Annotated in this window: 18 protein-coding genes and 1 riboswitch; of the genes, 11 read left to right on the forward strand and 7 right to left on the reverse strand. The window is 66.6% G+C overall.

Annotated features, from left to right (window positions below; translation table 11 throughout):
* Positions 1-20: 20 nt before the first annotated feature.
* Positions 21-1,754 (reverse strand): glutamine--tRNA ligase/YqeY domain fusion protein, encoded by a 1,734-nt coding sequence (locus LQF09_RS04805; protein WP_270069329.1) that lies wholly within the window; start codon positions 1,752-1,754, stop codon positions 21-23.
* Between the two features lie 182 nt (positions 1,755-1,936).
* Between LQF09_RS04805 and crcB the strand changes: the two genes are divergently transcribed.
* Together crcB and LQF09_RS04815 are read left to right on the forward strand one after the other, a co-directional pair.
* The gene (gene crcB, locus LQF09_RS04810) at positions 1,937-2,320 is read left to right on the forward strand and encodes a fluoride efflux transporter CrcB (RefSeq protein WP_270069330.1); all 384 of its coding nucleotides are present in this window, start codon (positions 1,937-1,939) and stop codon (positions 2,318-2,320) included.
* A 102-nt stretch (positions 2,321-2,422) separates the two neighbouring features.
* A complete protein-coding gene (locus LQF09_RS04815; protein ID WP_270069331.1) occupies positions 2,423-3,088 on the forward strand; it encodes an OmpA family protein in 666 nt (221 codons plus the stop codon).
* A 276-nt stretch (positions 3,089-3,364) separates the two neighbouring features.
* Here the strand turns inward: LQF09_RS04815 and LQF09_RS04820 are convergent, their stop codons facing one another.
* From LQF09_RS04820 to thiD, 3 genes are all read right to left on the reverse strand, one after another.
* On the reverse strand, positions 3,365-6,655 hold the full coding sequence (locus LQF09_RS04820; protein WP_270069332.1) for a DEAD/DEAH box helicase: 3,291 nt from the start codon (positions 6,653-6,655) through the stop codon (positions 3,365-3,367).
* 203 nt (positions 6,656-6,858) lie between these two features.
* Complete coding sequence (gene thiC, locus LQF09_RS04825) at positions 6,859-8,775, reverse strand: phosphomethylpyrimidine synthase ThiC (protein ID WP_270069333.1); 1,917 nt, start codon at positions 8,773-8,775, stop codon at positions 6,859-6,861.
* An 82-nt stretch (positions 8,776-8,857) separates the two neighbouring features.
* Complete coding sequence (gene thiD, locus LQF09_RS04830; RefSeq protein ID WP_002932729.1) at positions 8,858-9,745, reverse strand: bifunctional hydroxymethylpyrimidine kinase/phosphomethylpyrimidine kinase; 888 nt, start codon at positions 9,743-9,745, stop codon at positions 8,858-8,860.
* Positions 9,738-9,832, reverse strand: a riboswitch (TPP riboswitch). It overlaps the preceding gene by 8 nt.
* A 96-nt stretch (positions 9,833-9,928) precedes the next feature.
* Between thiD and LQF09_RS04835 the strand changes: the two genes are divergently transcribed.
* From LQF09_RS04835 to LQF09_RS04850, 4 genes are all read left to right on the forward strand, one after another.
* Positions 9,929-11,752 (forward strand): carbonic anhydrase, encoded by a 1,824-nt coding sequence (locus tag LQF09_RS04835; RefSeq protein ID WP_270069334.1) that lies wholly within the window; start codon positions 9,929-9,931, stop codon positions 11,750-11,752.
* 132 nt (positions 11,753-11,884) lie between these two features.
* A complete protein-coding gene (locus LQF09_RS04840; protein WP_002927011.1) occupies positions 11,885-12,538 on the forward strand; it encodes a protein-L-isoaspartate O-methyltransferase family protein in 654 nt (217 codons plus the stop codon).
* Between the two features lie 7 nt (positions 12,539-12,545).
* Entirely contained in the window at positions 12,546-12,869 is a 324-nt protein-coding gene (locus LQF09_RS04845) for a rhodanese-like domain-containing protein (RefSeq protein ID WP_002927010.1), read from the forward strand.
* A gap of 37 nt (positions 12,870-12,906) precedes the next feature.
* On the forward strand, positions 12,907-14,208 hold the full coding sequence (locus tag LQF09_RS04850) for a TolC family outer membrane protein (RefSeq protein ID WP_270069335.1): 1,302 nt from the start codon (positions 12,907-12,909) through the stop codon (positions 14,206-14,208).
* Here the strand turns inward: LQF09_RS04850 and waaA are convergent.
* Positions 14,186-15,490 carry a lipid IV(A) 3-deoxy-D-manno-octulosonic acid transferase gene (waaA, locus tag LQF09_RS04855; RefSeq protein WP_270069336.1) on the reverse strand — a complete coding sequence of 435 codons (1,305 nt, stop codon included), beginning with the start codon at positions 15,488-15,490 and terminating at the stop codon, positions 14,186-14,188. The genes LQF09_RS04850 and waaA overlap by 23 nt on opposite strands.
* A 169-nt stretch (positions 15,491-15,659) precedes the next feature.
* Here waaA and LQF09_RS04860 point away from each other — a divergent pair, with 169 nt between their 5' ends.
* The gene (locus LQF09_RS04860) at positions 15,660-16,667 is read left to right on the forward strand and encodes an NAD-dependent epimerase (protein ID WP_270069337.1); all 1,008 of its coding nucleotides are present in this window, start codon (positions 15,660-15,662) and stop codon (positions 16,665-16,667) included.
* Positions 16,668-16,688: 21 nt separating this feature from the next.
* Positions 16,689-17,486 (forward strand): symmetrical bis(5'-nucleosyl)-tetraphosphatase, encoded by a 798-nt coding sequence (locus tag LQF09_RS04865; RefSeq protein WP_002927006.1) that lies wholly within the window; start codon positions 16,689-16,691, stop codon positions 17,484-17,486.
* On the opposite strand, the gene LQF09_RS04870 is transcribed toward LQF09_RS04865, so the two are convergent.
* On the reverse strand, positions 17,471-18,265 hold the full coding sequence (locus tag LQF09_RS04870) for a lysophospholipid acyltransferase family protein (RefSeq protein WP_270069338.1): 795 nt from the start codon (positions 18,263-18,265) through the stop codon (positions 17,471-17,473). The genes LQF09_RS04865 and LQF09_RS04870 overlap by 16 nt on opposite strands.
* A gap of 89 nt (positions 18,266-18,354) precedes the next feature.
* A complete protein-coding gene (locus tag LQF09_RS04875) occupies positions 18,355-19,122 on the reverse strand; it encodes a GNAT family N-acetyltransferase (RefSeq protein ID WP_002926998.1) in 768 nt (255 codons plus the stop codon).
* 111 nt (positions 19,123-19,233) lie between these two features.
* Between LQF09_RS04875 and LQF09_RS04880 the strand changes: the two genes are divergently transcribed.
* The 3 genes from LQF09_RS04880 (at position 19,234) to LQF09_RS04890 (ending at position 21,174) form a co-directional block, all read left to right on the forward strand.
* Entirely contained in the window at positions 19,234-19,653 is a 420-nt protein-coding gene (locus LQF09_RS04880; protein WP_002936320.1) for an HIT family protein, read from the forward strand.
* A 118-nt stretch (positions 19,654-19,771) separates the two neighbouring features.
* Positions 19,772-20,707 (forward strand): carbohydrate kinase family protein, encoded by a 936-nt coding sequence (locus LQF09_RS04885; RefSeq protein WP_270069339.1) that lies wholly within the window; start codon positions 19,772-19,774, stop codon positions 20,705-20,707.
* A complete protein-coding gene (locus tag LQF09_RS04890; RefSeq protein ID WP_270069340.1) occupies positions 20,701-21,174 on the forward strand; it encodes a glycine zipper 2TM domain-containing protein in 474 nt (157 codons plus the stop codon). The genes LQF09_RS04885 and LQF09_RS04890 overlap by 7 nt, the downstream gene beginning before the upstream one ends.
* Positions 21,175-21,186: the final 12 nt, after the last annotated feature.

Raw genomic sequence — 21,186 nt, forward strand, 5'->3', positions numbered from 1 at the left:
CGCTCTCCTTTGGCTGGGGCTTACTTCCCGCCCTTCGCCCACGAATCCTTCAGCGTCACCGTGCGATTGAAGACCGGTGCGCCGGGCCTGGAGTCCACCCGGTCGGCCACGAAGTAGCCGTGGCGTTCGAACTGGAAGCGCTCTTCCGGTTGTGCATCCTTGAGCGCGGGTTCCAGGTAGGCGGTGATGATGCGCTTGCTGTCCGGGTTGATGTCGTCGAGGAAGCTGCGCTCGGCGTCGGGCGCGTCGCCCTCGCGGCGCTGGCCGGGATGGGGGTGGGCGAACAGGCGGTCGTAGATGCGCACCTCTGCCTCGTAGCCGTGCGCGACCGACACCCAGTGCAGGTTGCCCTTGACCTTGTAGTTGTCGGCGCCGGGCGTGCCGGACTTGGAGTCGGACATGTACTCGGCGAGCACGGCGGTGATGTTGCCGGCGGCGTCCTTTTCGCAGCCAATGCACTTGACGACGAAGCCGTAGCGCAGGCGCACCATGTTGCCGGGGTACAGACGGTGGAAGCCCTTGACCGGCTCTTCCATGAAGTCCTCGCGCTCGATCCACAGCTCACGGCCGAAGGGCATGTCACGCTTGCCGAGCTCGGGCTTGAGCGGGTGGTTCGGCGCCTGGCACAGTTCGGAGGCGCCTTCGGCGTAGTTCGTGATGACCAGCTTGAGCGGATCGAGCACGGCGACGCGACGCTCGGCGGCTTCGTTGAGGTCGTCGCGCATGCATTCCTCCAGCACGCTCATGTCGATCCACGAGTCCGCCTTGGACACGCCGATACGCTCTGCAAAGCGGCGGAAGCCCGTAGCGGTGAAGCCGCGGCGGCGGGCGCCGATGAGCGTGGGCAGGCGTGGGTCGTCCCAGCCGTCCACATGGCCTTCATTGACGAGCTGGATCAGCTTGCGCTTGGAGAGCACCACGTAGGTCAGGTTCAGGCGGGCGAACTCGATCTGCTGCGGCAGCGGGCGCGGGAACTGGCCCGCAGCGGCGAGCGCGTCGAGCAGCCAGTCGTAGAACGGGCGCTGGTCCTCGAATTCGAGCGTGCACACCGAGTGGGTGATGCTCTCGATTGCGTCTTCGATCGGGTGGGCGAAGGTGTACATCGGGTAGATGCACCAGGCGTCGCCCGTGCGGTGGTGTGTGGCATGGCGGATACGGTAGATCGCCGGGTCGCGCAGGTTGATGTTGGGGCTCGCCATGTCGATCTTCGCTCGCAGGATGTGCGTGCCTTCGGCGAACTCACCTGCGCGCATGCGCGCGAACAGCCCGATGTTTTCCTCGATGCTGCGGTTGCGGTACGGACTGTCCTTGCCCGGCTCGGTCAGCGTGCCGCGGTTGGCACGCATCTCCTCGGCTGACTGCGAATCCACATAGGCCTTGCCGGCCCTGATCAGGCTGAGCGCACAGTCGTGCATGCGATCGAAATAGTCGGATGCGAAGTACAGATGCTCGCCCCACTCGAAGCCGAGCCACTTCACCGCCTCGATGATGGCGTCGACGTATTCCTGCTCTTCCTTTTCGGGGTTGGTGTCGTCGAAGCGCATGTGGCAGGCTCCGCCATAGGACTCGGCCAGGCCGAAGTTCAGGCAGATCGACTTGGCGTGGCCGTAATGCAGGTAGCCGTTGGGCTCGGGCGGGAAGCGCGTTTCGACGCGGCCACCCCATTTCCCCGTGCGGATGTCCTCGTCGATGATGTTGCGGATGAAATTGGAAACGACGGGGGCTTCGGTGGCGGAGTTTTTTTCGGGTTTCATCTGTTGAGCGTTCTGGTGAGGGCGCTGCGGCCCGGGCCGTGCTTGCCAGGGTGCGATAACCCGCCAATTGTAGCCGATCCGCCCCGCCGGCTCGGATGCTGCACCGCCGCGGTTAGAATCCGCATGTGAGCCTGATGCCTCGGGGCGCGTATGTGCGAACGCTTGACGATGGAGCGGTGGGAATGAATCTTGCGGCATTTGCGGCGGTAGGGGTGGGCGCGGCGTGTGGCGCCTGGCTGCGCTGGGGGCTTGGGCTGTGGCTGAACCCGGTGTTCGCCTTGGTACCGCTCGGCACTCTGGCGGCCAACCTGGTCGGCGGTCTGCTGATGGGCGTGGCGCTGGCTGCGGTGCAGGCCTGGCCGGCGATGTCGTCCGCCCTGAAGTTGCTGCTGACGACGGGGCTGTTGGGTGGCCTGACGACCTTTTCGACCTTCTCGGCCGAGGCATTCCACCTGCTGCAGCGCGGGGCGCTGGGCTGGCTGGGCGTGCATCTGCTGACCCATGTCCTGGGCTCCCTGCTGATGACCTGGGCAGGGTTTGCGCTGTTCAACGCCTTACGCGGCTGAAGACAGCGTGCAGCGTCATTTTCTGTTGCACTCGAATGGGCTAGAGTGAAACGGCAGCAAGACGATAATCACGGATCCGGACAATAACGGAGGCAAAACGACATGAAGAAACTCGCTATTACCCTTTCGGCGCTCACCCTTGCGATGGCTGGTCTCAGCGGTTGCGCGACGATGACCGAGACTCAGCGTGACACCGCCGTGGGCGCGGGGATTGGTGCAGTGACAGGGGCTGTCATTGGCCGTGCGACGGCAGGCGGTAACCGGGGGCGGAGCACTGCAACCGGTGCGGCTGTCGGCGCAGCGCTCGGTGCGGCAGGTGGCTATCTGTGGTCGCAGAATATGCAGCAGCAGCGCGCTGCCATGGAGCAGGCCACCGCCGGTACCGGCATTGGCGTCAGCCAGACTGCGGACAACCAGTTGAAGGTGCAGATTCCCTCCGACCTGTCCTTCGACGTTGGTCGCTTCGACATCAAGCCCAATATGCGTCCGGTGCTCGACAACCTGGCGTCCACCCTGAATCAGCACCCGGTCACCACCGTCTCGATCATCGGCCATACCGACAGCACGGGCTCGGACGCGGTCAACAACCCGCTGTCGGTGAATCGTGCGGCTGCCGTGCGCGACTACTTGGTCATGCGTGGGGTTTCGGCGCAGCGTATCTCGATCGATGGTCGCGGTTCCTATCAGCCGATCGCCGACAATGCGACTGCGGCGGGGCGAGCGATGAACCGCCGCGTCGAGATATTCATCGCCGAGCAGGCACGCTGACGAGCGCCTCCGTGCCCCAAGATGCCTTAGAGGCGTGCCCCGCGGGACAACGGCACGCGCTTCCAGAGCGCCTTTGGGGCGCATGTTTCGCACCCTTAGTAGGAGCGGCGCAAGCCGCGAGCCTTTTCATCGGTTCCGCTCAGCCGTGTCGCCCTCAACCCATCGCGGCTGGCGCCGCCCCCACCGGTCCCGCTTCTCGTCGGTCCTGACCGACTCGCATTGCCTTCAACCCCGTGGTTGGTGCCGCTCCTGCCGGGAGCGCCTCGCCGCCCGGGCTCAACGCCCGGCGGGTGGCAGGGGCGCCAGCAGCGCGGCGATGTCGGCCTCGCCGAACTTGGCGAGCGCGTTGGCGTCTTCAGACAGCACGCCCTCGGCGAGTGCGGCCTTCTTCTCCTGCAGGGCGAGGATCTTCTCCTCGATGCTGCCTGCGCATACCAGCTTGAACACGAACACCGGCTTGTCCTGGCCGATGCGGTGGGCGCGATCGGTGGCCTGGTTCTCGGCGGCAGGGTTCCACCACGGGTCGTAGTGGATCACGGTGTCGGCCGCGGTGAGGTTGAGACCCACGCCGCCCGCCTTCAGGCTGATGAGGAACACGGGCACGCGGCCCTTCTGGAAGTCTTCGACCGGAATGCGGCGGTCGCGGGTGTCGCCGGTCAGCGCCACCCAGCCAATCTTCGCCTTGTCGAGCTCCGCAGCGATCAGGCTGAGCATGGAGGTGAACTGTGAGAACACCAGGATGCGCCGGCCTTCGTCGATCAACTCGGGCAGCATGTCCATGAGCAGGTCGAGCTTGGCGCGCTCCTTGACGCGCGCCGCAGCCGGTGACTTCAGCAGGCGCGGATCGCAGCACACCTGGCGCAGCTTCAACAGAGCATCGAGGATCACGATCTGGCTGCGCGCGAAGCCTTTGCCGGCGATCTCGGCGCGCACCTTCTCGTCCATGGCCGCGCGCACCGTCTCGTAGAGGTCGCGCTGTCCGCCCTCGAGACCGACGCTGCGCACGATGATGGTCTTGGGCGGCAATTCGGTGGCGACGTCTTCCTTGCGCCGGCGCAGGATGAAGGGGCGCAGGCGGGCGGCGAGCAGGTCGCGGCGGTCACTGTCGCCATGCTTCTCGATCGGTGTGCGCCAGGTCTGGGTGAATTGCTTGTGCGTGCCGAGGAAACCCGGCAGCAGGAAGTCGAACTGCGCCCAGAGCTCGCCGAGGTGGTTCTCCAGCGGCGTGCCGGTAAGGCCGAGACGGTGGCGGGCCTTGAGCTGTCGGATCACCTGCGCGCCCTTGCTGGCGGCATTCTTTACCGTCTGCGCTTCGTCCAGGATCAGAAGGCTCCATTGGCGCGCCTGCAGCTGTTCTGCGTCGCGCCACAGCAGCGGATAAGTGGTGAGCGCCACATCGATCTTCACGTCGGCATCGAGCTCGTCGAAGCGCGCATGACGATCCGAGCCGTGCAGGTTGAGCACCTTCAGCTCGGGCGCGAAGCGCTCGGCTTCGGCCTGCCAGTTGAACACCAGCGAGGTAGGCAGGATGACCAGTGCGGGCACATCCAGCCGGCCGGCGTGCTTCTCGGTGAGCAGGTGAGCGAGCGTCTGCGCTGTCTTGCCCAGGCCCATGTCGTCGGCGAGGATGCCGGCGAGGTCGTGCCTTACGAGGTGCTGCAGCCAGGCCAGGCCTTCGAGCTGGTAGGGGCGCAGTTCGGCGCCGAAGCCTTTCGGCGTTTGCACTGCGGCGATGCCGGTGGCGCCGCGCAGGCGGCTGGAGAGTTGTGCGATGAGATCGTGGCCGCGGCCCGGCAGGTCGAGCTCGGCCAGTCGTGTGGCGTCGAGCCTTGAAAGACGCCAGTCGTGGTCGGGGCGGTCGAAGAGGTCGACGAGCGCGCGCACGAGCGGCTTCACGCGGCCGGCGCTGATGCGCAGGCGGCCGAGCTCTTGGTCCTCGAGGATGAGCGCCTCGTGGTCGTCGATGTCGTCCAGCCGTCCCGACAGCCAGCGTGCATCGTGTGCGAACAGCCCCGCCAGCAAAGGTGCAAGTGGCAATGCCTTGCCATCCACTTCGATACCGGGCGACAGGCCCAGCCAGCCGTCCTCATGCTCGTCGATTTCGAGCATCAGGTGGTCGATGTCGATGGCGTGGTGGCGGAAGTCGCTCGGGAACTCGACTGTCCAGCCTTCGGCGCGTAGTGCGGCCGCTGTGTCGGCCATGAAGATCGGCCACTCGGCCTCGCTTGCGAGTCCGAGTGCGTCTGCCGGCAGGGGGCCGAAACTGCCCTGTATCGCACCCGGCGGAATGCGGGTGAAGCCAGCGGTGGCGAGCCGCTGGGCCGCGACCCGCTCGGCTGTCTCGTCACGCGTGAGGCGGGCGCTGCGGCCGTCCGGCAGGGGGAGGAAGAGGCGGCCGTCGCCGGCGTCGATGGTTACCGGGCCGTAGCGGAAGGCCAGCAGCGCGAAGTCGAAGACATAGGTGCCATAGGCCGCATAGCTGCGATAGCGCGCCTGCAGCACCGGCCGAGTCTCCAGGCGCAGTATGGGTACCGGTGTTCCGCTCACTTCGACGGGCGGCTCGCCGCGCAGGGTCGGCGGGGGCAAGGTGGGGGCGACTTCGGCAAGGGTTTCGGCCACCAGTTCCGACTCCGCCTGTGTCAGCGGCGGCAGCCACAGCATGCGTTGCACCAGTTCGGGGGCAAGGTCGAGCGTGATCGGGCCGGCACTCGCGCTGGCCGTGTCGATGTACCAGGGCGGCAGCAGTGGCAGGACCCGGGCAGCGGCGGGGTCGAGCTTGAGCACCGGAGCGCGCAGGCCGTCGGCGGTGAGCGTCCAGTCCGGGGTGCCCGGGCGCGCTTCGCCGGCGCTCAGTACCGGTGTGGCGAGACTGTCGTAGTGCGCGCGACCGCTGGCGAGCAGGCTCGCCATCAGCGCGTTGCTGTGCCTGCCCTCCAGTGTCACGCCATCGCCCGGGATGGGGCGGCCATGCGGCCTGTGCGCCCACAGCAGACGCAGGATCTCGTGGTCGTCATCGGCAACGAAGGCGGGCGGTGCCTGCAGCGCACGCTCGATGTTGTTCCAGCGTTCATGCTGGCGTATCTGTCCATGTTGGTCCAGGCGCACCTTGTAGCAAGCGACGCGGTGATCGCTGCTGTAGGCATCGTGCTCGATGACGTAGTGCAGTGCGTGGGTCGTCTTGCTGGACTGGGGCTTGCCCGCGGCTCCTGGCTCAAGCGCCCGAGCGGCCTGGCGAAAGCCCTCCACCCACGCCCGCACCTGCTCGCGCGGGCGGTCCGGTCGGCGACGCTGGTGCAGCCATACCAGCATCATCGCGGCGACATGCTTGCAACCGTAACCCATGGGGCAGGTGCATGCGCTGACAAGCGCAGGGCGTCCTTCTTCCTCGATCACGTCAGCGGAAACGTCGTAGGGCGTACGTTGCCTGCCCTTGACCAGGGCTGACACCGAGCAGCCGTCGGCGGAGAGTGCGCTCACCCGGCTCAGATAGCCCAGCCCCTTGGCGACGGTCTCCATGCCGAGTTGGGCGATCAGGTCATCCTGGGTGAAGCGGTCGAGCGGGGTCATGGGCTTGGGGCGCGCCCGAGACGGGCTTGAGCGGAAAACCCGTCAGTTTACACGTCGAACGTGAGGGCTGGCTCGTGTAGCGCGTTGGAAACTGCGGCTTGCAGTTTGCCGGGGCGGTTGCCTTTCGAATTCCGAGCGTGATGTACAAAAAGCCGACGGGCCGCATGTGCGGCCCGTCGAGGCTTACGCTCTGGCGATTGACCTTACACGTTGCGATAGACCTCGGCACCGCTCTTGACGAACTCGATCGACTTCACCTCCATGCCCTTCTTGAGCGCCTCGGCCTCGTCGATGCCCTGCTGTGCGGCAAAGTCGCGCACGTCCTGGGTGATCTTCATGCTGCAGAAGTGCGGCCCGCACATCGAGCAGAAGTGCGCCACCTTGGCCGAGTCCTTGGGCAGGGTCTCGTCGTGGAATTCCTTGGCCTTGTCCGGGTCGAGGCCGAGGTTGAACTGGTCTTCCCAGCGGAACTCGAAGCGCGCCTTGCTCAAGGCGTTGTCGCGGATCTGCGCGCCCGGGTGGCCCTTGGCCAGGTCGGCGGCGTGCGCGGCCAGCTTGTAGGTGATGATGCCTTCCTTGACGTCCTGCTTGTTGGGCAGGCCCAGGTGCTCCTTGGGCGTCACGTAGCACAGCATGGCGGTGCCGTACCAGCCGATGGTGGCCGCGCCGATGCCGCTGGTGATGTGGTCGTAGCCCGGGGCGATGTCGGTGGTGAGCGGGCCCAGGGTGTAGAAGGGCGCCTCCTTGCACCACTCGAGCTGCAGGTCCATGTTCTCCTTGATCAGGTGCAGCGGCACGTGGCCGGGGCCCTCGATCATGACCTGCACGTCGTGGCGCCAGGCGATGTCGGTGAGCTCGCCCAGGGTCTTGAGTTCGCCCAGCTGGGCCTCGTCGTTGGCGTCGTAGATCGAGCCCGGGCGCAGGCCGTCGCCCAGGCTGAAGGCCACGTCGTAGGCCTTCATGATCTCGCAGATGTCCTCGAAGTGCTCGTAGAGGAAGCTCTCCTTGTGATGCGCCAGGCACCACTTGGCCATGATCGAGCCGCCGCGCGACACGATGCCGGTCATGCGGTTGGCGGTGAGCGGCACGTAGCGCAAGAGCACGCCGGCGTGGATGGTGAAGTAGTCCACGCCCTGCTCGGCCTGCTCGATCAGGGTGTCGCGGAAGATCTCCCAGGTCAGCTCCTCGGCCTTGCCATTGACCTTCTCCAGCGCCTGGTAGATCGGCACGGTGCCGATCGGCACGGGCGAGTTGCGGATGATCCACTCGCGCGTCTCGTGGATGTTCTTGCCGGTGGAGAGATCCATCACCGTGTCGCCGCCCCAGCGGATCGACCAGGTCATCTTGTCGACTTCCTCGGCGATCGACGAGGTGACCGCCGAGTTGCCGATGTTGGCGTTGATCTTGGTGAGGAAGTTGCGGCCGATGATCATCGGCTCGCTCTCGGGGTGGTTGATGTTGTTGGGGATGATGGCGCGCCCGCGCGCCACTTCGTCGCGCACGAACTCGGGGGTGATCACCGGCGGCAGGCTGGCGCCGAAGTTCTGGCCCGGGTGCTGGCGCAGCATCATGTCGGCCATCTTCTGGCCTTTGGGGCCGGTGGCGCGCAGCGAGGCGATGTACTGCTCGCGGTTCAGGTTCTCGCGGATGGCGATGTATTCCATCTCGGGGGTGATGATGCCGCGCCGGGCGTAATGCATCTGGGTGACATTGGCACCCGGCTTGGCGCGGCGCGGGGCGCGGTGCAGGCCGGGAAAGCGCAGCTCGTCGAGCGCCGTGTCGGCGGCGCGGGCGCGGCCGTACTCGGAGGACAGGCCGGGCAGCACTTCGGTGTCGCCGCGCGCCTCGATCCACGGCTGGCGCAGCGCGGGCAGGCCGGAGCGGATGTCGATCTTGGCCGCTGGGTCGGTGTAGGGGCCCGAACAGTCATAGACGAAGATCGGCGGGTTGGGTTCGGCGCCGAAGGAGGCCGGGGTGTCGCTCTGGGTGATCTCGCGCATCGGCACGCGGATGTCCGGGCGCGAACCCTCGACGTAGATCTTGCGCGAGTTGGGCAGCGGGGCGATCGCGGCTTCGTCGACGTGGGCTTCGGCGGCGATGAATTTTTCGTTGGCGTTCATGGGCTGAGTCTCCTGGGGGTGGTCTGTTTATGTGTGAGTGTGCAAATGCCGCTCGTCCTCGGGGCGGCCTGGGGCTGTGCCTTCAGGGTGACTTCTGCGAGCGTCGCCACAGGGCATGGAAGTGATGCACGGGGCCGTGACCGCTGCCGACGGCGAGTTCGCCCGCATGTGCGATGGCACCGAGCAGCCACTGGCGTGCATGGCGCACGGCGGCCTCGACCGGGTGCAGCTGCCCCTTGGCTTGCGGCAGCAGCGCCGCGATTGCCGAGCTGAGCGTGCAGCCGGTGCCGTGGGTGTTTTTGGTGTCGATGCGCGGCGACGACAGTTCGACCATGCGATCGCCGTCGAACAGCAGGTCGACCAGGTCGTTGCCGGGCAGGTGGCCGCCCTTGAGCATTACCCAGCGTTCGGAAGACAGCGGTAGCAACTCGCGCAGGCGCTCGGCGGCGCGGTACATTTCCTTTACCGTGTCCGGCGCGCGCTGTTCGAGCAGCACGCCCGCCTCGGGGAGGTTGGGCGTGATCATGAACGCCTGTGGGAAGAGCGCCTCGCGCATTGCCGAGATCGCGCTGCGGGCGAGCAGGCTGTCGCCGCTCTTGGCGACCATCACGGGGTCGAGCACCACATTGGCTGCCTGCCAGTGTGCCAGGCGCTCGGCAACGGTGGTCGTGACCTCTGCGCTGCCGAGCATGCCGATCTTGGTGGCGTGAAGTTGGACATCGCCGAACAGGGTGTCGATCTGCAGGCGCAGGAAGTCGGTCGGCGGCACGTGTACGCCAGCCACCCCCTGGGTGTTCTGAGCGGTCAGTGCGGCGACGACACCGCAACCGTAGGCGCCCAGTGCCGAGAAGGCCTTGAGATCGGCGAGCACGCCGGCGCCGCCCGAGGGGTCGACGCCTGCGATCGAGACGACATTGACAATGGCGGAAGCGGCGCCGCTGGCGCCGGAGGGGGTGTTGCGGGTATGCATGGATACGTTTCCCTACGCCGGTATGAGCCGGATCAGGTTCAAAGGGTCTTTCTCAGCCCCGTGCTGCGGGCACCCCTAACGAGATCGCCGCACGATACTGGATGCGTCAGCATGTGGCAAGGTGCTCAAGATATCGCCGAAATGGTCGTTTAGCATCGTGCCAGCCGAATTTGCTCAGTGCCCATGAAGCCCATCCGACTCCTGCTCGCCGCCTGCTTACTCGCCCAGCCCATGCACGCCGTGCTTGCGGCTGACTGGCAGCTCGTGTTGAGCGACCGTAATCGCCGCATCGAGATCGACCGCGACAGCATCCTGTCTTCGGATGCGGGCACGAAGATCTCTTGGGGACGTGTCGTGCTGACGACGGACGAGGCACGCAGCGCAGGCTACGCGATGATCAAGGCGCTCAACCGCTACGATTGCCGAAACCGCAGCTTTACCACGATCAAGCGCGTCTACGTCGATGCCGCGGACAATATCCTCCGCGAGGAGGCTGTGGATGGGGCGTCGGTCATGGTTACGCCTAATTCCGTGGACGAGCGCATGTGGCGGGAGGTGTGCGATCCGCCCAGTGCCGCAGAGTTGCTCAAGCTCGCCAACGAGGCGGCTCGGCTTGCTGCACCGGCTGCCGCGCCAGTTGCCAATGCCGCTCCTGCGCCGCCGCCTGCCCGGCCTGCCGCTGCAGTGCTGCCGGCCGCGCCTGCCGCCATTGCAGTGGCGCCGGCTACCGTGCAGCCTCCGGTATCGGCCCCGGGGCCATCCGTGCCGCCGGTGCAGCCAGCGCCGCCGGTGACGCCTGCCGCGGCGCCGATGCCGCCCGCTGCTTCGGCGCCGCCCGCTCCGGCGCCGGTTGCCGTGGCTGCGGAGCCTGCTCCTTCACTTCCCGAGCCCGTGGTTCGCATCCCCGCGAAATTCGCCTCAGGCACCATTCGCACTGGGGACGCGTCCCCTGCCACGCAGGAGGCGCAGCCCTCCATTTTGCCGGCACTGCCCCGCATTGGCCCGTCACAGGGGGCGGCCGCGCAGGTGTCGACGCCCTCTCCGACGCCCGCTTCGGCGCCTGTTTCGGCGCCTGCTCCGCGGAGCGAGGCTACCGCTTCACGGCCGGCGTCCGCTGCAGCCGTCGCGCAGCCCGCTCCCCGTTCATCCGCGGCTGCGCCCCAGCGGCCAGTCGCCCGTCCGCCCGAACCGCGCACGCCGGTGCGCACCGAGCCGGTCCGGCCGCGCTTGCCCGCCGACGGCGGCGCAGCGGAGCGCGCCCGTATCGCGCGTGCCGCTGAGCAGTCCGTCGGCGAGCGTGGTGGCGTCCGTGTGACACGGCCGGCGCTCGAGCCCAGCTGGAGTTACGCGGGTGAGACTGGCCCCGAGCATTGGGCCGCGTTGCGGCCGGAGTGGCGCCTGTGCGCAGAGGGGCGGCGTCAGTCGCCGATCGACCTGCGCGACGGCATCGCTGTGGATCTGGCGCCTGTCGAGTTCGATTACCGCCGCAGCGGATTTCGCATCCGCGATACCGGAAACACCCTTCAGGTGGATGTGGGCGAGGGCCTGAGCATCGTGGTGCGCGGCACCCGCTACGCGCTCGAGCGCTTCACGCTGCATCGTCCCTCGCAGGATCGCATCGGCGGCATGGCGCACGACATGGCCATGTATCTGGAGCACCGCAGCGAAGACGGGCAGGTTGCGATTCTGTCCTTGTTGCTCGAGGCTGGGGATACGCCCAACGAGGTGTTGCAGACCATTTTCAACAATCTGCCGCTGGATCGCGGACGGGCGTTCGCGCCTGACGCCGTGCTCGATCTGCCTTCGATGGTGCCGTCGAATCCGGGGCATTTCCTCTACATCGGCTCACTCCCTGCGCCTCCCTGCACCGAAGACGTACTTTGGGTGGTGATGAAGCAGCCGGTGCCGATCTCCCATGACCAACTCGCGGTCTTCGCGCGCCTCTATCCCCGCAACGGCCGGCCCATCCAGCCGCACAACGGTCGTCTGCTGCTCGAGTCACGCTGATTGCTCCGTTCGGATGTGCCTTGGTGACATGCAGCGGATCGCGCTGCAGCATCTGCGCTAGAATGCCAAGGTTTTGGCCTTCCGGATAACGCTATCCATTAGCGTGTGCTAATATATTGCATGGAGTCCCCGATGAACTTCGAGAAAGCGCGCTTCAACATGGTCGAGCAGCAGATCCGCCCCTGGGAGGTGCTGGATCAGGATGTGCTCGACCTCCTGATGACCGTCAAGCGCGAGGAGTTCGTGCCCAAGGCGCATCGCGAACTGGCGTTCGCCGATGTCGAGATTCCCATTGGCTGCGGCCAGGTGATGCTCAAGCCTGTCATCGAGGGCAAGGTGTTGCAGGCGCTGCGCGTTGCCAAGGGTGATTCGGTGCTCGAGATCGGCACCGGCTCGGGCTATTTTGCCGCCCTGCTCGCGGCGCGCTGCGACTGGGTGCGCACGATCGAGATCGAGCCGGAGCTGGTCAGGCTCGCTGGCGCGAACCTCGAGCGCAATGGTGTCGACAACGTGGTCGTCATCCAGGGCGACGGTGTCGCGGGCTGGCCCGAGCGCGCGCCCTACGATGTCATCGTGGTCTCCGGTGGGCTGCCGTTCGTACCTCAGGCGCTGCTAGAGCAACTCAAGGTCGGCGGCCGTCTGTTCGCGTTCGTTGGCGAGGCGCCGGTCATGAAGGCGCGGCTGGTCACCTGCGAAGCCGAGGGGCGTTTCCGTACCGAGGACATCTTCGAGACCGTCGTGCCCATGATCAGCAACGCCGCGCGCGGCGAGACTTTCAGTTTCTGAGCCCGCCATGCACCAGATCACTCCAGTGCAGCTTGCCGAGCGCCTCGCGGAATCAGAGCAGGGACTGCCGCTGCTGCTCGACGTGCGCGAGCCTTGGGAGTTCGAGATCTGTCACATCGACGGCTCGGTGCTGATGCCGATGGCAAGCGTCCCCGCGCGCGTCGGCGAACTCGACCGCGACCGCGAGACCATCGTTGTCTGCCACCATGGCGGGCGCAGTGCCCAGGTATGCGTCTTTCTGCAGCGCCAGGGCTTCAGTAATGTGATCAACCTGGCAGGTGGCGTGGCTGGCTGGGCAGCGCAGGTCGACCCGCGCATGCCGCAGTACTGATGCCACGCCCTGGATGAGGCAAGGAGCGGAGGTTCGGATGAAGCGACTGTTGGCGGTGTGCATCGCAGGCTTGTTCTCGGCCGGTGCAATGGCAGCGGATCTGATGCAGGCTTATCAGGATGCGCTGGCCAACGATGCGCGCCTTGCCGCTGCACGTGCCGAGCTCGAGGCCGGCCGGGAGCGTGTCGTTCAGGGCCGTGCTGGCTTGCTGCCGCAGATCGGCCTGTCGGCCAACACGACCTGGAACGATTCCGAACTGCGCCCTACCAGTGGCAGTCCTGAGCGCAGCTACAACAGCAATGGCTACGGCGTGCAGCTCACCCAGCCGCTGTTCCGCTGGCAAAACTGGGTACAGTACAAGCAGGGCGAACTGCAGACTGCGCTGTCCGAAACCCAGTTCGGCATCGCCCGCCAGGATCTCGTGCTGCGGGTCGCGGAAGCCTATTTCAATGTGCTGATTGCCCAGGATGCGCTCGCAGCCGTGGACCAGTTGCGCGCCGCTGCAGCCGAGCAGCTTGAACTGGCGCGAACGAGCTTCGAAGTTGGCACGGTCACCATCACCGACGTGCACGAGGCGCAGTCGCGCTTCGATCTTGCCTCGGCACAGGAGATCGCTGCTGCAAACCAGCTCGAGGTCGCGCGCCAGACGCTGGCGCAGATCATTGGCAAGGAGCCGGGGGGGCTTTCCGGCTTGCGCGAGGGGGTGGCGCTCCAGCGTCCGCAGCCCGACAACATCGCCGACTGGGTGGCTGCCGCTGAATCCGGCAGCTTTGGCGTGCAGGCGAGGCAGTTGGCACGCGAGATCGCCGTGCGCGAAGTCGAGCGTCAGCGTGCCGGCCACCTTCCGACCATCGATGTGGTTGCCTCGCATGGCGTGAATCGTCGTCCGCAGCCCTCGACCGACCGTGCCGAGGCGAGTGCCATCGGCGTGCAGCTGAACATGCCGCTCTACGCCGGGGGTAGGGTGTCTTCGGTAACGCGCGAAGCAGCCGCGCTGCGAGTGAAGGCCGATGCCGAACTCGATGATGCGCGCCGCAGCGCTGCGCTCGCGGCGCGTCAGGCCTGGCTCGGCGTGACCAGCGGCATGGCGCAGGTGCGGGCGCTGGAGGCGGCGCGGGTTTCGTCCACTTCGGCGCTCGAGGCCAACAAGCTTGGCTACGAGGTTGGCGTGCGCATCAACATCGATGTGCTCAATGCGCAGACTCAGCTTGCCGACACCCTGCAACAGCTGTCGCGCGCGCGCTATGACACCCTGCTCGCTCAACTGCGCCTGAAGGCGGCCGCTGGAACGCTCGGCGAGGACGATGTGCAGGCGATCAACGCGCTGCTGGCGCCCTGAGTCCCGGGCGCGGAGCGGGCGACTGCACCTGCAGTCCGCGTAGCAGCTCGATGGTGCGTCGCGTCGCCCCTTGGTGCTGCGTGGCGAAGGCGCGTCCGGCCGCAGCCATCTGCGCGCGCATGTCCTCATCGCCCAGCACGGCCAGTGCGGCGGCGATGCCGTCCGCGGCGTCCTTGGCCCGGCGCGCTGCGCCGGTGCGCACAGCCTCTTCGGCCACCTGCATGAAGTTGAAGGTATGCGGGCCGACGACCACCGGCGTGCCCACGGCGCAGGCTTCGATCAGGTTCTGGCCGCCCAGCGGCAGCCAGCTGCCGCCGATCAGCGCCACGTCGGCTGCGGCGTAGTAGGCGAACATCTCGCCCATCGAGTCCCCGAGCAGGATCCGCGTGTCCGCTTCGATCGCCTCCTCGGCGCTGCGTCGCTGCAGTTTTACGCCGCGGCCGGCGACGAGGCGGGCGACCTCGTCGAAGCGCTGTGGGTGGCGGGGTACGAGTAGCAGCAAGGCTTTTGCCGGTGCCAGGCGGACGAAGGCGTCGATCAGCAGCGCTTCCTCGCCTTCGCGGGTGCTTGCGGCGAGCACGACCGGGCGCTCGCCTGCGCGTTCCCGCAGCTGGGTCGCGAGCGCCAGTGCCGCCGCGGTGGGTGTGACGTCGAACTTGATGTTGCCAGTGACGCTGACACGCGCTGCGCCGAGCTGCTGCAGGCGCGCAGCGTCGGCGGCCGTTTGCGCGCCGATCACGTCGAGAGCCTTCATGGTCAGGCCAGTCAGCACTGGCGCGCGCGCGTAGCGCCGCGCCGAGCGTTCCGACAGGCGAGCGTTGGCGAGCATCACGGCAACGCGGTTGTGGCGGCAGGCAGCGAGCAGATTCGGCCACAGCTCGGTTTCCATGATTACGCCGAAGCTCGGGCGGAAGTGACGCAGGAATCGTTCTGCAAGGCAGCCCAGGTCATAGGGCAGGTAGGCGCGCAGCACGCGGGCGTTGCTGCCGAACAAGGCCCTGGAGGTCTCGCGGCCGGTGGGTGTCATGTGCGTGATCACGACGCTGTGCTCGGGCCAGGCCTCGAGCAGGGCACGCACCAGTGGTTCGGCCGCGCGCGTTTCGCCCACTGAGACGGCGTGCACCCAGATCACCGGGCCGGGCGCGCGTACGCGGTAGCTCGCGAAGCGCTCGCCGAGGTGGCGGATGTAGCCGGGCTGGCGGCGTGCCCGCCACAACAGCCTGAGCAGTACGAAGGGCAGTGCGAGGAGCCAGAGCAGGGTGTAAGGCAGGCGGGTCAGCATCGATCACGGACTGAAGGCGACTGCGCAAGTATAAGCAAGGATGGTGGTCGAGGTCCGTGCATCGGCATGCGTGCGGCGTCACTGCCGCTGCAAGACCTCTGTCACACGTGCGCACGGATCTACATGCGATAATCCGCCCCTGATCCCACTCCTCGCTCATGCACTCCCAATGAAGATTCTCGTAACTGGTGCCGCCGGTTTCATCGGCATGCACACGACCGAGCGCCTGCTCGCTCGCGGTGACCAGGTGGTCGGACTGGACAACCTCAACGACTACTATGACCCCTCGCTCAAGGAGGCGCGACTCGCCCGGCTTGCGCCGCATCCGCAGTTCCGCTTCGTGAAGCTGGACGTGGCCGATCGTGCGGGCATGGAGCGCCTGTTCGCTGAGGAGGGCTTCGATCGTGTGATCCATCTCGCGGCCCAGGCCGGCGTGCGCTACTCGCTGCAGAACCCGCATGCCTACGTCGATAGCAATCTCGTCGGCTTCATGAACATCCTCGAGGGTTGCCGCCATGCGCGCGTCAAGCACCTGGTGTATGCCTCGAGCTCCAGCGTCTATGGCGGCAACACCAAGATGCCGTTCGCCGAGCGCGACAGTGTCGATCACCCGGTCAGCATCTACGCGGCGACCAAGAAGGCCAACGAGCTGATGGCGCACACATACAGTCACTTGTACAGGCTGCCGACCACCGGCCTGCGCTTCTTCACCGTCTATGGCCCCTGGGGCCGGCCTGACATGGCCTTGTTCCTGTTCACAAAGGCCATCCTCGAGGGGCGGCCGATCGACGTCTTCAATCATGGGCGCATGAAGCGCGACTTCACCTATGTGGACGACATCGTCGAGGGCGTGCTCCGCACCCTCGACCGCGTTGCCGCGCCGGATCCCGCCTTCGACGCCGACCAGCCCGATCCGGGCACGAGCAACGTGCCCTACCGCGTCTTCAATATCGGCAACCATGACCCGGTCGAATTGATGGAGTTCGTTTCGGCGATCGAGGGCGCGCTTGGCATGACGGCGCAGAAGAACTTCATGCCGCTTCAGGATGGCGACGTGCCGGCCACGTACGCCGACACGGCAGCGCTCAACGCCTGGACCGGCTTCGCGCCTGCGACCAGCGTCAAGGACGGGGTTGCGCGCTTCGTCGCCTGGTACCGCGACTACTACCGGGTCTGATCCCGCGCAGCACCCGCAACGATGGCCACCTACGCGATCGGAGACATCCAGGGCTGCCATACCCCGTTTGCGCGCATGCTGGACCTGGTGCATTTCGACCCGGCGTGCGATCGATTGTGGATCGTGGGCGACCTGGTCAACCGCGGCCCGGAGTCACTGCGCGTGTTACGCGCGCTACGCGACCTCGGTGATGCTGCGGTGGTTGTGCTCGGCAACCATGATCTCTACCTGCTGATGATCGCAGCCGGCCTCAAGCGCCGCCTGGGCGATGACACCTTGTACCAGGTGCTCGAAGCGCCTGACCGCGATGAGCTTTTGCATTGGCTGGCGCGGCGGCCTCTGATGCATGTGGCGGGTGATCACGTGCTGGTTCACGCCGGTCTGCTGCCCGGATGGACTGTGACGCGCGCGTGTGCGCTTGCCCAGGAAGTCAGCGACACGCTTGCCGGGCCGAAGGCCAGGGACTTCCTGCTCCAGCTCGCGGGTAACCGTCCGGAGCGCTGGTCGGACAAGCTCAAGGGTTGGGATCGCCTGCGTGTGATCGTCAATGCACTGACGCGGTTGCGCTTCTGTTCGGCGGACGGGCGTATGGACCTCAGCGCGAAGGGGGCGCCGCACAAGGCGCCGGCGGGGATGATGCCCTGGTTCCGGGTGCCCGACCGCTTCAGCCGCACGCACACGATCGTCTGTGGCCACTGGTCCGCACTCGGCTTCTATCGCGAGCCTGGGCTCATCGCGCTCGATTCGGGGTGTGTGTGGGGCGGCAAACTTACTGCACTGCGCATCGAGGATGACGCCGTGTTTCAGGTCCCGGGCTGAGTGCCGGACGCGGGGGCTGCCCTTGGCTGCTCCGCGTCGGCGGGTAGTTCGAGGGCCGCGACGATCAGGGAGCGTGCAAGACGCGCCAGTTCTCTGCGGTCCGTGCCGTCACCGGTCGGTAGCGGTGCGGCGACGCAGACCCGGGCGACGATGACCGGTGTGGAGATGATGTTGCGCACGCACTGGCCCAGGCTAAGGTCGCCGTCATAGGCCGGTGCGCGCGTGTAGCGGCCGTCTGCCGTCTGGTAGCGCAATGCGAGGGTCTGCACAGGGTGCTTGCACGCGATCGCCGGTTGCAGCAGTGCGCCGTGAAAGTGCAGCACCTGCGAGCCGTCGGTTGTTGTCCCCTCAGGAAAGATCGCCACGTTGCAGCCGGTCTCGAGCAGGGCAGCCGTTTCCATGTTGATGATGCGGGCGTGGCCGCGGCTGCCGCGGCGCAGGAAGATGGTGTCGTTGCGTGCGGCCAGCCAGCCGATTGCCGGCCACTGACGCACTTCCGCCTTCGAGACGAAGGCGGCAGGAGCGAGCGCGTTGATGACGAAGATATCCACCCAGGAGATGTGGTTGGCGACCAGCATGCAGCCCGGTGCCACCGCCTCACCCTCGTGCTCGAGCCGAATCCCGAGCGTGCGCAGCAGGCCGCTGGACCAGCGCTGGCGCAGACGCTGTTGGCTAGTGCGCCCGCAGAACGGGAACACCAGCGCGATCGTCAGCAGGCCGAGCAGCAGATGGAGGCCCAGGCGCAGCGCGCGCCAGGCGCGCAGCGTGGGCGATGCCACGGCAGGCCGGACGGTCGCTGCCTGTGCTGCAATGGCGTCGCGAGCCTCGGTTGCGGCCTGCTCGATCTCGGGTGGTGTCGCGGGCGTGTTCAGTCTTTGCGTCCCAGGAAGTGCTTTGCGTAGCGGCCATCGACCTTGCCCATCGGCATCAGGATCGGCAGGTCTGCGGTGTTGAAGTCGGGATCCCAGGCCGGCTCGCCGCAGATCCACGCCCCGGCGCGCAGGTAGCCCTTGACCAGCGGCGGTGCCTCGGCCGGCAGGTCGTGGCGCAGGGCGTCGAGCGGCAGCGCGCAGCGCGGGAACACGTGGTATTCGAGCGGCGCGAGATGCTTGTCGCGGAGCTGATTATACAAGCTGGCCGCAGCATGGCCGCCGTCGGCCATGCTGACCGAGGCGCAGCCGATCAGGTAGCCGTAGCCGCCTTCCTGCATGTAGCGCGCGAGCCCGGACCACAGCAGGGCGATGACCGCGCCACTGCGGTAATCGGCGTCGATGCAAGAGCGCCCGATCTCGACCAGGCTGCCGCGCAGGTGCTGCAGGCGGGTGAGGTCGAACTCGTTCTCCGAGTAGTAGCCGCCAACCTTGCGCGCTGCGGCCGGAGACAGGATGCGATAGGTGCCGACGATGCGCCCGGCATCCTCATCGCGTACGATCAGGTGCTCGCAGAACGGGTCGTAGATGTCGCGATCCACGCCCGGGCTGCGCGGGTTGAGTCGTGCGCCCATCTCGTCCGCGAACACGCGGTAGCGCAGCTTCTGCGCTTCGAGGATCTCCGTTTCGCAGGTGGCGAGACCAACGTGAAGGTTGCGCGACTTGCGCGCATTCGCGTCCTGGCGGGGCTTGATGTGCTGGAGCATGGCAGGCTTCCGTCCTGTTCTGATGGACGCATTCTCGAGAGCCCGCGTTGCGATGCGGTGACGCCCTGATTACGATGCGGTGACGACAAACCAGCATGGAGAACTGAAAGCATGGAGAACTGCGTGTTCTGCCGCATCGTCAGCGGCGAGCTGCCTGCCTCGAGGGTGTACGAGGATGAGAATACCCTGGTCATCATGGATATCCAGTCGGTCAATCCTGGGCACATGTTGGTGCTGGTGAAGCCGCATCGGGCAAACGTGTACGCGCTCGAGGACGAGCTGGCCGGCGCTGCCATGCGCACCGCAGCGCGTATGGCGCGTGCGGTCAAGAAGGCTTTCGGCTGTGAAGGCGTGACCTTGCTGCAGGCGAACGAGCCGGCCGGCGCCCAGACGGTATTTCATTTCCACATCCATGTGCTGCCACGCTGGGAGGGCGACGGCATGGCGCTCGCCTGGCCGGCCAAGAACCCGCCGCGCGAGGCGCTGGAGGAAATGGCGATCCGCCTGCGTGCTGTGCTCGCCGACGCTTGATGTCGGCCTGGGGATGTGCGCCGGGGGGCAACTCGCGGCGCACATCGTCCCATGCAGGCGCGGCGCCAGTGCAGCCATTTTGGGATAATCGCGGTTTTCCCATCCTGGTCCCCCAAAAATGTCCATTCTCGTCTGCGGATCGGTCGCTTACGACTCGATCATGGTGTTCCCCGATCGCTTCAAGCACCACATCCTCCCCGACCAGATCCACATCCTGAACGTGTCCTTCCTGGTACCCGACATGCGCCGCGAGTTCGGGGGATGCGCGGGCAACATCGCCTACAGCCTCAAGCTGCTGGGCAGCGATCCGCTGATCATGGCGACGGTCGGCGAGGATGCCGGGCCTTATCGGGCACGCATGCGGGCGCTGGGGCTGCGTGAGGATCACGTACGTGAGGTGCCGGGGACGTTCACCGCGCAGGCCTTCATTACCACCGATCTTGACGACAATCAGATCACCGCGTTCCATCCGGGCGCGATGTTCCACTCTCATCTCAACGACGTTCGCGAGGCGCAGGGCGTGCGTCTGGGTATCGTGTCGCCGGATGGTGCCGATGGCATGCTGCGCCATGCAGCCGGTTTCGCCGAGGCGGGCGTGCCGTTCGTCTTCGATCCGGGTCAGGCGCTGCCGATTCTCGGTAGCGAAGCGTTACTGAATTGCCTGCAACAGGCGCGCTACTGCACGGTCAATGACTACGAGGCCCGCCTGATGTGCGACAAGACCGGGCGCAGCGAAGAGGCGTTGGCGCGCGAGGTCGAGGCGCTGGTTGTCACACTGGGTGCGGAGGGTTCGCGCATCCACTGGCGCGGCGAGTTGATCCATGTGCCGGCGGTGCCTGCCACGGCGGTGATTGACCCGACGGGCTGCGGTGACGCCTACCGGGCGGGCCTGTTGCACGGCCTGGTAAACAACTGGGATGTATTGAAAAGCGCGCGCCTGGCTGCCGTCATGGGTGCAATCAAGATTGCTCATCGTGGAGGGCAGAACCACCAGCCGACGCGCGCCGACATTGCCGCCCGCTTTGCAGCGGCATTTGGGGAGGAGCTATGGTGAATCACAAGGGATTGAAGTTGCGTGCTGCGGCAGGCGCGATCGTTGCGGTACTGGTGCTGGGCGGATGCGCTCAAGGGCTCGGTGGCGGTACCTATTCGCGTACCGAGGCGCGGCGGGCGATGACGGTGCAGTTCGGCACGGTCGAGTCGGTGCGCGGTGTTCAACTGGAGGGCACGAAGTCGCCGGTTGGTACCGTTGCCGGGGCTGCGGTGGGGGGTATTGCCGGCAGTACGATAGGCGGTGGCCGCGGCCAGGCTGTGGCCACCGTGATTGGCGCGGTGGCGGGTGGGGCGGCTGGCTCCGCCCTGGAGGAGGGGATGACGCGGACTCCCGGCGTGGAGGTTACCGTGCGGCTGGACAACGGACAGTTCCTTGCTGTCGTGCAGGCCGATGAGGGTGAGCGTTTGCGGCCGGGTGAGCGTGTGCGGGTGCTGCGCGACGGCGGGACGACGCGCGTGACGCGCTGACTGCGGCTCGTC

The sequence above is a fragment of the Thauera sp. WB-2 genome (assembly GCF_027594845.1).
In the GTDB taxonomy this organism is placed as follows: Bacteria; Pseudomonadota; Gammaproteobacteria; order Burkholderiales; family Rhodocyclaceae; genus Thauera; species Thauera mechernichensis.